Annotated in this window: 10 protein-coding genes; 5 read left to right on the top strand and 5 right to left on the bottom strand. The window is 67.0% G+C overall.

Going from position 1 to position 12,691, the window contains the following annotated elements; all coding sequences use genetic code 11:
* Positions 1 to 2: 2 nt before the first annotated feature.
* A complete protein-coding gene (locus tag ABE543_RS15290; RefSeq protein WP_065175784.1) occupies positions 3 to 527 on the top strand; it encodes a DUF4166 domain-containing protein in 525 nt (174 codons plus the stop codon).
* Positions 502 to 918: a thiol-disulfide oxidoreductase DCC family protein gene (locus ABE543_RS15295; RefSeq protein ID WP_277381033.1), complete on the top strand. Its 417-nt coding sequence runs from the start codon at positions 502 to 504 to the stop codon at positions 916 to 918. The genes ABE543_RS15290 and ABE543_RS15295 overlap by 26 nt, the downstream gene beginning before the upstream one ends.
* A gap of 25 nt (positions 919 to 943) precedes the next feature.
* On the opposite strand, the gene ABE543_RS15300 is transcribed toward ABE543_RS15295, so the two are convergent.
* The 5 genes from ABE543_RS15300 to ABE543_RS15320 all read right to left on the bottom strand — a co-directional run bounded on the left by ABE543_RS15300 (position 944) and on the right by ABE543_RS15320 (position 9,109).
* Positions 944 to 2,254, bottom strand: a complete 1,311-nt coding sequence (locus ABE543_RS15300) for an OmpA family protein (RefSeq protein WP_346475859.1) — start codon at positions 2,252 to 2,254, stop codon at positions 944 to 946.
* Positions 2,255 to 2,576: 322 nt separating this feature from the next.
* Positions 2,577 to 3,941, bottom strand: coding sequence for an alpha,alpha-trehalose-phosphate synthase (UDP-forming) (gene otsA / locus ABE543_RS15305; protein ID WP_346475860.1), 1,365 nt, complete (start codon positions 3,939 to 3,941; stop codon positions 2,577 to 2,579).
* Entirely contained in the window at positions 3,938 to 5,719 is a 1,782-nt protein-coding gene (locus tag ABE543_RS15310) for a glycoside hydrolase family 15 protein (protein WP_053517094.1), read from the bottom strand. Before ABE543_RS15310 ends, otsA begins: the two co-directional genes overlap by 4 nt.
* A 40-nt stretch (positions 5,720 to 5,759) precedes the next feature.
* Positions 5,760 to 6,518 (bottom strand): trehalose-phosphatase, encoded by a 759-nt coding sequence (gene otsB, locus ABE543_RS15315; RefSeq protein WP_053517008.1) that lies wholly within the window; start codon positions 6,516 to 6,518, stop codon positions 5,760 to 5,762.
* A 158-nt stretch (positions 6,519 to 6,676) separates the two neighbouring features.
* Entirely contained in the window at positions 6,677 to 9,109 is a 2,433-nt protein-coding gene (locus ABE543_RS15320; protein ID WP_262219126.1) for a TonB-dependent receptor, read from the bottom strand.
* 215 nt (positions 9,110 to 9,324) lie between these two features.
* On the opposite strand from ABE543_RS15320, the gene ABE543_RS15325 reads away from it, so the two are divergent.
* The 3 genes from ABE543_RS15325 to ABE543_RS15335 all read left to right on the top strand — a co-directional run bounded on the left by ABE543_RS15325 (position 9,325) and on the right by ABE543_RS15335 (position 12,523).
* A complete protein-coding gene (locus ABE543_RS15325) occupies positions 9,325 to 9,807 on the top strand; it encodes a DUF3574 domain-containing protein (RefSeq protein WP_053517005.1) in 483 nt (160 codons plus the stop codon).
* 36 nt (positions 9,808 to 9,843) lie between these two features.
* Positions 9,844 to 10,695 (top strand): SH3 domain-containing protein, encoded by an 852-nt coding sequence (locus ABE543_RS15330; protein ID WP_111186745.1) that lies wholly within the window; start codon positions 9,844 to 9,846, stop codon positions 10,693 to 10,695.
* Between the two features lie 109 nt (positions 10,696 to 10,804).
* The gene (locus tag ABE543_RS15335) at positions 10,805 to 12,523 is read left to right on the top strand and encodes a thiamine pyrophosphate-dependent enzyme (RefSeq protein WP_111186744.1); all 1,719 of its coding nucleotides are present in this window, start codon (positions 10,805 to 10,807) and stop codon (positions 12,521 to 12,523) included.
* The last annotated feature ends 168 nt before the right edge of the window (positions 12,524 to 12,691 follow it).

The following is a 12,691-nucleotide window of genomic DNA, read 5'->3' on the forward strand; positions in this document are numbered from 1 at the left end:
CCGTGCCGCTGTTCGCGCAGGTGCTGGGGCCGGCCTTCGCCACCCTGGCAGCACCGGTGCAGGCGTTGCATGCGGCGCCGCTGCCGTGCCGCCGTACCGGGCAGGCGCGGATCGCACGGGGCCGCCATTGGCTGGTGCCCATGCTGGCCGCGTTGGCGCGGCTGCCGAAGGAGGCGCACGCCTTGCCGGTCGAGGTGGTGTTCAGCGTCTGCGGGCAAGGCGAGCAGTGGGCGCGACGTTTCGGGCGCTGGCCGATGGTGTCGCGGCTGTGGGCACAGGAAGGCGGTCTGCATGAGCAGCTCGGTGCGGTGCACTTCGGATTCGAGCTGCGGGCGCGTGAAGGCGGCATCGACTGGTCGGTGCGCAGCGTCCGCGTGTTCGGCCTGCTGCCGCTGCCGACGCGCTGGTTCGACGGCGTGCGCTGCCGCGAGGCCTGGGCCGCAGAGCGCTACACTTTCCTGGTTGATGTGACATTGCCCTGGATTGGACCCCTGATCCGTTATGAAGGCTGGCTCGACCCGCAGTGACGCAGTGATCGTGTTCGATGGCGTCTGTGCGCTGTGCAGCCGCTGGGTGCGTTTCCTGCTGCGTGTGGACCGCCACGGGCGCTATCGCTTCGCAGCGATGCAGGGTACGCATGGCAGCCTGCTGCTGCGCAGCCATGGGCTGGATCCGCAGGACCCGCGCTCCTTTCTGCTGCTGGACGAGCAGGGCGCCTGGACTGACACGGACGCGATCCTGCGCGTGCTGACCGGGCTGGGAGGCGCATGGCGGCTGGCGGGCGTGCTGCGCCTGTTGCCGCGCAGCTGGCGGGATGCCGCCTATCGCAGGCTGGCCCGCAACCGATACCGCTGGTTCGGTCGTCACGACCGCTGCACGCTGGCGACGACGCAGCAGGCCGGCCGTTTCCTGGACTGATGTGCCGGTCGGTCCGCGCGCGGTGTCAGTGCGGAGCCGCAAGCAGCCGATAGGCGATGCGCTGGTTGCGCGCGCGGCCGTCCTCGCTGCGGTTGTCGGCTACCGGATGCTCCTCGCCGTACCCCACCGCGACCAGCGTCGGTGCCGGCACGCCATGCGCCTGCAACGCCGTCACCACCACGTCCGCACGCTGCTGGCTGAGCTGCCGGTTGGCCTCGGACGCGCCCTGGCTGTCGGTGTGAGCGGCCACTTCCACCCGTGTGCCTGGCGCAGTGCTGCGCAATGCGTCGGCCACCACCTGCAGCGTTTCGCTGGAGCTGCCGCGCAGTTCGCTGGAGCCGGGATGGAACTCCAGCCGGGTCAGGTTCAGCGCAGCGATCCGCTGCGCGGCGCCGGCATCGGCCGGCAGCCGCGACAATGCCGCCCGGCCCGGACCCCACAGCCCACTCATCCGCAGGGCGGGGAAATCCTGGCGGAGCTGCCGCGAGATCGCCAGGCGCCGCTCTTCGCTCAGGGCGGTGGAGTCGATATCCAGCTGGTTGCCGGCGAACTCCAGGCGCAGTCCGTCGCCCTGCAGGCAGGGCAGGGTGCGGATCAGGCGCTCGAACCAGCGCGGCGACCGGGCCTGCGGATCGATCTCGATACGGCCACTGACGTGCCCTGCGCCATGCACCGCAATCAACGCGCTCCACAGGCGGCGGCGCAGGGCGTCGCTGGGCAGGCTGCCATGGACCGAGACCTGCGCGCCGCGCTGGTGCAGGAACAGCCGCGCGTCGTGCTCGCGGACGATCGCCTGTGGCGTCCACAGCGGCGTGCGTGCCTTCAGCTGCAGCCATGCGGTAGCGCCGAGCACGACCACGGCGGCCATCATCCACAGCAGGCTGCGCAGGGCCATGCCCTGCACCCGCGGGGTGAGCAGGGTGTCGGCCATCTGCGGTCGCTGCCGCTGCGGGCGATTGCGCAGCTGGCGCGGCTCCGAAGGGGCCGGCTCGATGGGCTGGGACGTCAATGCGATCAGCCCCGGCAGCAGATCGCAGGCCACGACCCGGAACGCCCCCGATGACAGTCTGCTGCGCCGGGCCAGCCGGTCCATGACCGGATCACCCAGCGCACGCTGCAGGTCGCTGGCCAGCACCGGCAGCGGCGGCTGCCCGGGACGCCGCCAGGATCGGAAGTGAACCCCCAGGCCCGCCTGCTCGAAGGTCTGCTCCAGTCCGTCCAGTCCCCGCGGGTGGGAGGCTATCCAGCCGGCAATCACATCAACCACCCAACGGGTGCGATGGCCCAGTCCCAGGCGGTGGCTGGCTTCTTCGATGAAACGGTCGTACGCGTGCATGCAGTGGATCCCCGGAGTGATGTGCACGCAGTCGTGCACGGTGCGGCTTCTGTCGATTGCAGGAGCTCTGGGGGCGCCACTGTGGGGAGGTCGCGTCAATGCGAAATGAAATATCGCCGGTTCATTTTCTTTCGTTTTCCGCGATGGCGTCGCGAGGACGCCACGCAGCTGGCTGGAAGCCTTGGGGCAGCAGGACGTTCGCCTGCCTGAGTGCCACTTGCGACAGCGGCTGTGGAGATCACGCCACAGCGGCGGGATGGTTGCATGCGCAATTACTTTCGAGCCAAAAGCGTCAAGTTTCGGCGTACAGAATGCGCCTGATTCAGCCTTCGAGGGCGTCCAGGTAGCTGCGCCGCCAATGGTTGATGTCGTAGGTGCGCAGGTGCTCCATCATGGCGTGCCAGCGCTCCTGGCGCTTGCGCAGCGACATGGTGGCGGCCGTGGCGATGGCATCGGCCACGCCGTCCAGATCGTGCGGGTTGACCAGCAGCGCCTGCTTCAGTTCATCGGCGGCGCCGGCCAGAAGGGACAGCACCAGCACGCCCGGATCCTCCGGGTCCTGCGAGGCGACGTACTCCTTGGCGACCAGGTTCATGCCATCGCGCAGCGGGGTGACCAGACCGACGGCCGCCGCGCGGTAGAAGCCGGTGAGGGTGGCATGGGTGAAGTTCTGGTTGACGTAGCGAAGCGGCGTCCAGTCCGGCTCGGCATGGCCACCGTTGATGTGCCCGGCGATCTGTTCCAGCTGGCTGCGCAGTTGCCGGTACTCGGTGACATCACCGCGCGAGACCGGCGCGATCTGCAGGTAGGTCAGGGTGCCGCGCTGGTCGGGGTGGCGCTGCAGGTAACGTTCGAAGCCGAGGAAACGTTCGGGCAGCCCCTTGGAATAGTCCAGGCGGTCCACGCCGATGGCCAGCTGCCGATCCCGCAGACTGGCCCGCAGGTTCTTCACGGCGGCCTTGGCCGCTGCGGTGCTGGCCTGACGCGCGATAAGCCCGGTGTCGATGCCGATCGGGAAGGCGGCAGCGCGGAAGCGGCGCCCCCCCGGGGCCTCCAGTTCGCCGTTGTCGAGCACGCGACCGCCGCCGAACAGCCGCAGGTAGGTCTGGAAGCGGTCGGCATCGCGCTGGGTCTGGAATCCCACCAGGTCATAGGCATACAGCGCGGAGAACAGCCGCAGGTGGTCGGGCATGGCCTGCAGCAGGTCCGCCGAGGGCATCGGGATGTGCAGGAAGAAGCCGATGCGGCAGCCGATGCCGCGCTCGCGCAGCAGGGCACCCAGCGGGATCAGATGGTAGTCGTGGATCCAGACGATATCGTCCTCGCGCAGCAACGGCGCGAGCTTGTCCGCGAACATCGCATTGACCTTGTGATATGTCTCGCGCGTGCCGCGGTCATAGTCGACCAGGTCCAGGCGGAAATGCAGCAGCGGCCACAGCGTGCGGTTGGCGAAGCCGTTGTAGTAGCCGTCCACCTCGCGCTTGTTCAGGTCCATGGTGACGAAGCGGATGTCGCCGTCCTGCTGTTCATGCAGCGCGCCGCTGCCATCACGCACGGTCTTGCCACTCCAGCCGAACCACATGCCGCCGCGCTCCTTGAGCGCAGCCAGCAGGCCCACCGCAAGGCCCCCGGCGCGGCTCTCGCCGGGCACGGCAACGCGGTTGGAGACCACCACCAGACGACTCATGACGCCTCCTGCCAGGAACGCGACAGGCGCATCGCTGCCGTGATCAGACCCACATGCGAATACGTCTGCGGGAAGTTGCCCCACGCCTCGCCGCTGTCGAAGGCCAGGTCCTCCGACAGCAGGCCAAGATGGTTGCGCTGCTTCAACAGCGTCTCGAACATCTCGCGTGCCTCATCCATGCGCCCGATCGCCGCCAGCGCATCGATGTACCAGAAGGTGCAGATGGTGAAGCTGGTTTCCGGCTCGCCGAAATCGTCCGGTGCGATGTAGCGGTACAGCGAATTGCCATGCTTGAGGTCGCGGCCGATGGCCTCGACGGTGGCGATGAAACGTGCGTCGAGTGCATCGATGAAGCCGATGTCGGCCAGCAGCAGCAGCGACGCGTCCAGGCGATGGCCGTCGAAGGTGTCGGTGAAGTGGCCCAGCGATTCGCTCCAGGACCGCTGCATGATGCGCGCGTGGATGATGTCGGCGCGCTCGCGCCAGTAGCGTGCACGGTCATCGCGCTTGAGCCTCACGGCGATCTTGCACAGGCGATCGCAGGCGGCCCAGCACATCGCGCTGGTGTAGGTGTGCACCTCGGTGCGGCCGCGGAACTCCCACAGGCCCGCGTCGGGGACGTCGTGCAGGGCAAAGGCCTGTTCGCCCAGCGGTTCCAGCCGGGCAAAGGTATGGGCATCCCCGGGGTCCTGAAGGCGACGATCGAAGAACAGCTGGGTGGAGGCCAGCACCACGCTGCCATACACGTCGTGCTGGCGCTGCACCCAGGCCAGGTTGCCGCGGCGCACCGGGCCCATCCCACGGTAGCCGGACAGGCTGGGAACTTCATCCTCGTCCAGCTTGGCCTCGAATCCGATGCCGTACAGCGGCTGCAGCGTGCCGTCGGTGGTGGCGAGGTTGAAGATGTAGCCGAGGAACTGCTCCATCGTACGGGTGGCGCCAAGCCGGTTCAGCGAACGCACCACGAACGCAGCATCGCGCAGCCAGCAGTAGCGGTAGTCCCAGTTGCGCACGCTGCCGGGAGCTTCGGGAATCGAGGTGGTCATCGCCGCGATGATCGCCCCACTGTCCTCGTACTGGCACAGCTTGAGAGTGATCGCGCTGCGGATCACCGCGTCCTGCCATTCCAGCGGAATCGACAGATAGCGCACCCATTCGCGCCAGTAGTCACGCGTGCGCTGGAACGCTTCCTGCACATAGCCGCTGATCGAGCGGTTGAGCGATTCATCCACGCCCAGGATCAGGTGCACAGGGTGGTTGAGGACGAACGGCAGGCCATCACGGACCATCCGGACCGGCACATCGGTGGTCAGCCGCAGCACGTGGTCGGGCAGGATCCAGCGCACGTGGTTGCTGCCCCACGTGGATTCGGGAACACGTGCGCCCCAGTCGGCCAGCGGCCGTGCGCGGATGACGATACGTGGGCTGCCGGCCAACGGCCGCACCTGGCGGATCAGGCTGACCGGCCGGTAGAAGCGGTCGTTCTGCCGCCAGCGTGGCGCGAAATCGAGGATCTCCAGCGCACCTCCATGCGTGTCGCGCAGCACCGTGCGCAGGATGGCGGTGTTGGTGAGATATTCCTGCTCGCTGTCGGCGAAGTCCTCCAGCTCGACGGCGAAGTCGCCGCCTGTCTGCTGGTTCGGGCCCAGCAGCGCACAGAAGGTGGGGTCGCCGTCAAAGGTGGGCAGGCAGCTCCAGACGACACGGGCATGTTTGTCGACCAGGGCGCCGAAGCTGCCGTTGCCGACCACGCCCAGATCAAGATCGGGTTGGGTCATCACGCGGTACATCTCGGTTGCGGCCGTGGGGGTGGCCGGGTCAATAGGCATTCTCGCGCAGCCAGGCGTGCACGCTGCGTATGTCAGGCAGCGCGAACACGGCGGCGCTGGGTTCACGCTCGCCGATCAGCACGCTCCAGCCATGCTGGCCGTTGGCGGCGTCGAATCCGAATTCATCCGTCAGGTCATCGCCGAGGAACACGGGCAGGCGGCCCCGGAACGGCAAGTACTGCATCATCCGCCGGATCGCGCGGCCCTTGTCGGTGCCGACGGGCACGAACTCGACCACGTGATCGCCGGGTTGCAGGCGGTAGCTGGAGCGACCGCGCACATGGCGGTCAGCGAACGCCCGCACCTCGCTTCCAGCGTGCGGCGCCTCGCGCCAGTGCAGGGCCAGGCCCACACCCTTGTCTTCTACCAGTACCCCGGGATGGCCATGGGCAAAACGCATCGCCTGCTGATGCAGGGCATGCAGCCATTCGGCGGTGTCATCGTCATGTTCGTCGCGCAGCACGCGTCCGTCCTGGCCACGCAGTTCATGGCCGTGCAGGCCGGCCGCAGGCAGCTGCAGAGGCGCGAACAACTGGTCAAGCTGTGCCAGAGGACGGCCACTGACCAGTGCTACGGCACCTTCCAGGCGGTCGCTGATACGACCGATGGCCTCACGCACATCGGGCAGCAGCTGCACGGCGTCCGGTCGTGCAGCGAATTCAATCAGGGTGCCATCGACATCGAGGAACAACGCGCAGGCATCGTCCAGCAATGGAGGTGGCGGACGCAGGGGGAGCGGTTCAGCCATGACGCCCAGCCTGCCAGCGTGGGCGTGTACGTGGGGTCGAGAGCAGGCGACGACGGTGCGTCTGCGCTGTCTGTCGGTTGCCGGCACAAGGGAGCGGTACCGGAGCGGGGCAGTGCGGACCCGTGGTCCGCACCACCGCAGACACGCGTCAGCCGCGGTCAGAACGTGTAACGGACGCGGCCGTAGTAGTAGGCGCCGTTGCTGCCGATCGGCGAAAGCACGTCGTAGGGCAGATTGCCGAAGTAATGGATGTCCTCATTGGATCGATCCGGGTAGTTGTCGGTCAGATTCTGTCCGCCGATGGCCACGCTCCATCGGGCGCTGATGCGATACTCCACTTCTGCATCCAGCTGCCATTCGGCCTGGTAGGTCTGGCGCGGAATGTAACCGTCACCGAAGTTGAAGACACGGGTGACGCTGCCATAACGGTTCACCCGGCTGCTGAGTGACCAGCGGTCATTGCTCCATGCTGCAGAGACGCTGCCGCGCGTGCGCGGGGTGGCGTCGGTCAGCGTGTTGGTCTCTTCGATGCCGAACAGCACATAGTCCGGATCGAGCGCCTGCAGTTGTGCAGGGGTGGCCAGCACGTTCTTCAGCGTGGTCTTGGTGTAGGCGTAAGTGCCGGTCAGCAGCAGTTGGCCGTTGCCCAGCGCCTGCCGCCAGTTGCTGACCAGTTCGGCGCCACGGGTACGTGTATCGGCGGCATTGACGAAGAAGCTGGCGCTCTGCAGGCCACTGACGCCGTAGTTGGCGGCGACATAATCGGTCAGCGCATCGCCGGTGATGCTTTCGGACAGCGCGATGCGGTCATCGATGTCGATCTGGAAGAAGTCCAGCGACAGGTCGAAGTGCTCGCCGATGCGGCTGGTGAAGCCCAGCGACGTGTTGATCGACTTTTCGGGCTTGAGGTCCTGCGCGCCCAGGCCGCGGGCAATCGGATTGTTGACCGACAGCAGCCGGCCCTGCACCAGCTGGCCGCCGGCGTTGTAGCCAGTGGAGGTCGACTCGTAGCCGATCTGTGCCAGGGACGGGGCGCGGAAGTTGTTGGAGATCGCGCCACGCAGGGCGAAGGCCGGGGTGAACTGGTAACGCAGGCCGAGCTTGCCGGTCAGTTCGCCGCCGAAATCATCGCTGTGCTCGTAGCGCGCAGCCAGGTCGCTGGAGAAGTGATCGCCGAACTGGCTGGACAGGCTGGCATAGGCGCTGGTCACATCGCGCGACAGGGTGGCGGCATCCTGCGGCGTGAGGCCGCCGCCGGCCTGCGAGCCGGTGGGACGGTCGGTAAACGGGCCGGCCGCATAGCTGGCGGGGTCGCCGGGACGGGTCTGGTAGCGCTCATGGCGCGCTTCCGCGCCCAGGCCAAGCGTATGGCTGATGCTGTCGCTCTGGGTGAACACACGGCTCAGGTCCAGGTTGCCGACGGTCTGAGCGTACTCATAATCAGCCGTCTTGAAGCGTGTCGGGCTGGCCGGGCCCAATGAGGCGTTGAGCGAATCACGCAGGCGATAGGTGAAATCGTTCTGGCCATGGTCCAGGCTGCCGTCGTAGCTCCACTCACCCCATTGGCCGCGCACACCGGCGACCGCCTGCACGTCGCGGTTCTCGCCTTCGGAGACCGGCCGGTAACCGTTCGGATAGACCTCCTTCCAGTTGGCCTCGCCGTCCGGGTAGCGGAAATAGTTCGCGCCTTCGGTGTCACGCTGGTTGAAGGTGCCGAACGCATAGAAGGTGGAGGTCTGGCCGACCGGGATTTCAGTGTTGAGCCACAGGTTGATGTCCTTGCTCTCACCATCGCCCAGCACGTAGTTGCGCTTGCCCTGCAGTGCCAGGTTGTCCGGGGTCTGGTCCCACGGTGGAATCTGGTCGAAGCCGGCGCGGTTGGTCCCGTTGCGGTGCTTGTACTCCAGGCCGACGCGCAGGAAGCCACCGTCCTCACCCAGCGAGGTGCCCACTTTGGCGCTGATGTTGCCGGCCTGCCCATCGGTAAGGGTGCGGCCGATCGGCTTCAGATCGGTGTGGTTGGCACCGTAGCTGGCTTCGATCTCACCGCCATCGCCACCATTGTCGAGGATCACATTGATGACACCTGCCACGGCGTCGGAGCCATACAGCGCGCCGGCACCGTCGCGAAGCACTTCGATGCGCTTGATCGCGCTGACAGGGATGGCATTGAAGTCGACCGGCGTGGTGCCCTTGCCGATCTTGCTGTCGGTGTTGACCAGGGCGGTGTGGTGGCGGCGCTTGCCGTTGATCAGCACCAGTACCTGATCCGGCGACAGGCCGCGCAGCTGCGCGGCGCGGACGTGGTCGGCGCCACCGGAATTGGACTGGCGCGGGAAGTTGAACGACGGCAACAGCGCCTGCAGCGCACTGCCGAGTTCGCCGTTGACCACGCCGGCCTTGCGGATGTCCTCGGCGGTAAGCACATCCACCGGCGAGGTGGATTCGAGCACCGTGCGGTCGGCGGCACGGGTGCCGGTGACGATCACGGTGTCGAGGTTGGTGGCGTCCTGGGCCAGGGCCGGGGCGATGGGGGAGAGCGCAAGGGCAATGGCGAGGCCGAGCGGCGACGCGGGCAGGCGGGCGGACATGGGGGCTCCAGCAACAACGACGACGGGGAAGGGGGGAGATAGTTTCACTTACATCCATCCGGATGAAGCGATATATTATCTTCGCGTGATGACCGGTGCTGATGCAAGCCCCTGCCGGTCCGGCATGAGCTGATGCCCTGTTGGCATCAGCACGCCGGGCCGGTGGCGCTGTACGCTGCCGGCTCGCACTGTCCCCCTTCCCCGGAGCTGTACCGATGAAACACCTTGGCCTTGCCTTCGCCGTTCTGCTCGCCGCCAGTGGCTGCGCCAGCCTCTCCTCGCAGGCGCCCAGCGCCTACGCTACGGCCACGACCGCTGAACTGAAGGGGGATGCCGCACGCCCGTCCGCTGGCCAGGGCTGGGTGCGCAGCGAGCTGTACTTCGGGGTGGGCGAGGAGCAGGGCGCCGGCAACCGACCGCAGGCCGACACCATCAGCGAGGCGCAGTGGCGGACCTTCCTGGACAAGGAAGTGACCCCGCGCTTCCCCGATGGCCTGACCGTGTTCGATGCCTACGGCCAGTGGTTGTTCCGGGGTGACGCTGCGCCGAACCGCCTGCGCACCAAGGTACTGGTGGTGCTGCACGAAGACAGCCCGCAGCGTCGTGCCGACATCGAAGCCATCCGCCTGGCGTGGAAGCAGCAGACCGGGCACCAGTCGGTGCTGTGGTCGCGGCAGGCCGTTGACGTATCGTTCTGACCGGGAGGCGCCGCCCTGGCGCCGCAGGCAACGACGATGAGACACAGGGACACCGTGATTGGCCTGCTGGCGGGCCTGCTGGTACCGCTGGCGCACGCTGCTGACAGCGATGCGTCGCTGCGCTTCGAGGCGGCACCTGGCATTGGCGTGCAGGCTGAGGTGGCGGAGGACGGCAGCATTGCCGTGCAGCTGCTGCCCTCTGGCAAGCGGCTGAGCCTGCCGGGTGCCCCGGACGTCGACGGCAATTCGCGGTTGTCAGCCGAGGATGTTGATTTCGATGGGCGCCCGGAGCTGGTTGCGCGGGCGTCGGTCGGCATGGTCAATGAAGCGGTGGCGGTGTATCGCTACGATCCGACCAGCGGTGGTTTCCGCGCGCTGCAGGCCGAAACCCATGGGCGTGACAACTGCGGCGGCCTGATGGGGCTCACCGTTGATGCCGCCACGCGCACGTTGACCAGCAGCTGCCGCAGCGGCCCGATGTGGTACACGGACCAGTACCGGTTTGCAGGCGCGAAACTCTATCTGTATCGCGCCGAGCGCGTCTTGATGCTGGGCGATACCCTGAACGCCGCACTGCGGTGGGTGCCGGCCGACGAGCAGGGCCCGTCGGCGGTCTGGCGCACCTTTGATCCCACCGGTCGTGTGCTGGAGAGCGCGATCGCTGATGGCCTGGGCGCACCGCCCGACGGCCCGCTGCGCAGCCAGCAGGCCACCGTGGTGCCGGCGCGCCTGTTCCTGTTCGACCGGCCCGGTGCGCCCAGCACCCAGCGTTACCTGCTGCAGGGCGACCGCGTGGAACTGCTGGATGAACACGAGGGTTGGCTGAAGGTGCGGTATCGCAACCCGAAGAGCGGCGCGGTGGTGGGCTGGATCAACGTCAACGATTGACCCGATATCGCTCTGCAGTTTGCCTGTCGAGGCGATGCGTGGCTTGCCCACGGAGGCATCACTTCGTCGGGTCTAGCCTCGGACGTTCCCCCGTTCGAGGATGCATCCGATGAGCAAGCGCGTTGCCGAGATCGTTGTCGATACCCTGCAGCAGGCGGGTGTCCGCCGCTGTTATGGCATCGTCGGCGACACGTTGAACCACGTCACCGATGCACTGCATCGCAGCGAAATCGAATGGGTGCATGTGCGCCACGAAGAGGTGGCCGCCTTCGCCGCCGGCGCCGACTCGCTGGTGAGCGGCGAGCTGACGGCCTGTGCCGGCTCCTGCGGTCCCGGCGGCCTGCATTTCATCAATGGCATCTTTGAAAGCAACCGCAACCGCGCACCGATGGTGCTGATCGCCAGCCAGGTGGTGACCAGCGAACTGGGCATGGAATTCCCCCAGGAAGTGGATTTCAAGGCGGTCTATGGCAGCTGCACGGTGTTCTGCGAGCAGGTGCACAGCCCGGCGCAGGCACGACGCGTGGTCGCCCTGGCCTGCCAGGCGGCGATCAGCCGCCGCGGCGTGGCGGTGGTGATCCTGCCGGCCGACATCAGCCAGGCCGAGGTGAAGCACGATGTGCCGTTCTCGGTGCACTACGCCCAGCCGGTGCTGCGCCCGTCGGATGGCGAGCTGCAGCGCATCGCCGAGTTGCTGGGGCAGGGCAAGCGCATCGGCATCTATGCCGGTGCCGGTTGCCAGGGCGCCCATGCGCAGTTGCTGGAACTGGCCCGGCGCCTGCAGGCCCCGATCGCGCACACCTCGCGTGCCAAGGACTTCGTCGAGCCGGACAACCCGTACAACATGGGCATGACCGGCATCTTCGGCATCGAATCCGGGTTCCACACCCTGATGGAGTGCGACACGCTGCTGCTGCTCGGCGCCGATTTTGCCTGGGGGCAGTTCTATCCGGACAAGGCGACGATCATCCAGGTCGATCGCGATGGCAGCCATCTCGGTCGCCGCCATCCGGTGAACCTGGGCGTGGTGGGTGACATCGCACCGACGCTGGATGCACTGCTGCCGATGCTGCCACCCCGCGAGGACAGCACGTTCCTCGACGAGTGCATCGAGCGTCGCGACAAGGCGCTGGCCAAGCGTGAGCAGGAGGAGCAGCCGGGCGAGGGCGAACTGATCCATCCGCAGCACCTGACCGCGCTGCTGTCGAAATACGCCAGCGACGATGCGTTGTTCACCGCCGACGGTGGCTCGCCGATGGTGTGGGTGCTGCGGCATATCCGCGTCAATGGCCGTCGCCGCACGCTTACCAGTCTCCTGCACGGGACGATGGCCAATGCGATGCCGCAGGCGCTGGGCCTGCAGAAGGCGTTCCCGGGCCGGCAGGTGATCTCGCTGTCGGGCGATGGCGGCCTGGCGATGCTGCTGGGCGATCTGCTGACCGCCGTGCAGGAGAAGCTGCCGATCAAGGTGGTGGTGTTCAACAACGGTTCGTTGAACTTCGTGGAGCTGGAGCAGAAGGTGGAAGGGCTGCTGGACAACTACACCGATCTGAAGAATCCGGATTTCGGCCGTCTGGCCGAGGTGATCGGTTTCCATGGCCGCACGGTCACCCGCAGCGAGGACCTGGAGGAGGCCGTACAGGACTTCCTCGCCCAGCGCGGTCCGGCATTGCTGGACGTGCATACCAGCCGGGCGGAGCTGGTGATGCCGCCGCAGATCGAGGCCAAACAGGTGGCGGGTACGGCCCTGTATGCGGCCAAGGCGGTGTTGAATGGCCGCTTCGACGACGTGAAGCATCTGCTGGTGGACAACTTCCTGAAGAAGTGAGGGTTGGGGTTTTATGCAGGGCTGCGCCCTGCACCTGCTACGAGCCAGAGCCAGAGCAGAAGCGGGTTATCTGGGGGATGGCGGGGTGGGTCAGGTTGCGGTGGACGCCGTGAACCCATCCCTGGGGGCTTGGCCGCGGCATCCATGCCGCGGACACCCCCGCGACGG

Source organism: Stenotrophomonas sp. TWI169, assembly GCF_039674705.1.
GTDB classification, from domain to species: domain Bacteria; phylum Pseudomonadota; class Gammaproteobacteria; order Xanthomonadales; family Xanthomonadaceae; genus Stenotrophomonas; species Stenotrophomonas maltophilia_P.

Excerpts from the sequence above, each read along its gene's own strand:
- ABE543_RS15295 (WP_277381033.1), top strand. The coding sequence starts at position 502 with ATGAAGGCTGGCTCGACCCGCAGTGACGCAGTGATCGTGTTCGATGGC.
- ABE543_RS15300 (WP_346475859.1), bottom strand. The coding sequence starts at position 2,254 with ATGCACGCGTACGACCGTTTCATCGAAGAAGCCAGCCACCGCCTGGGA.
- otsA (WP_346475860.1), bottom strand. The coding sequence starts at position 3,941 with ATGAGTCGTCTGGTGGTGGTCTCCAACCGCGTTGCCGTGCCCGGCGAG.
- ABE543_RS15310 (WP_053517094.1), bottom strand. The coding sequence starts at position 5,719 with ATGACCCAACCCGATCTTGATCTGGGCGTGGTCGGCAACGGCAGCTTC.
- otsB (WP_053517008.1), bottom strand. The coding sequence starts at position 6,518 with ATGGCTGAACCGCTCCCCCTGCGTCCGCCACCTCCATTGCTGGACGAT.
- ABE543_RS15320 (WP_262219126.1), bottom strand. The coding sequence starts at position 9,109 with ATGTCCGCCCGCCTGCCCGCGTCGCCGCTCGGCCTCGCCATTGCCCTT.
- ABE543_RS15325 (WP_053517005.1), top strand. The coding sequence starts at position 9,325 with ATGAAACACCTTGGCCTTGCCTTCGCCGTTCTGCTCGCCGCCAGTGGC.
- ABE543_RS15330 (WP_111186745.1), top strand. The coding sequence starts at position 9,844 with ATGAGACACAGGGACACCGTGATTGGCCTGCTGGCGGGCCTGCTGGTA.
- ABE543_RS15335 (WP_111186744.1), top strand. The coding sequence starts at position 10,805 with ATGAGCAAGCGCGTTGCCGAGATCGTTGTCGATACCCTGCAGCAGGCG.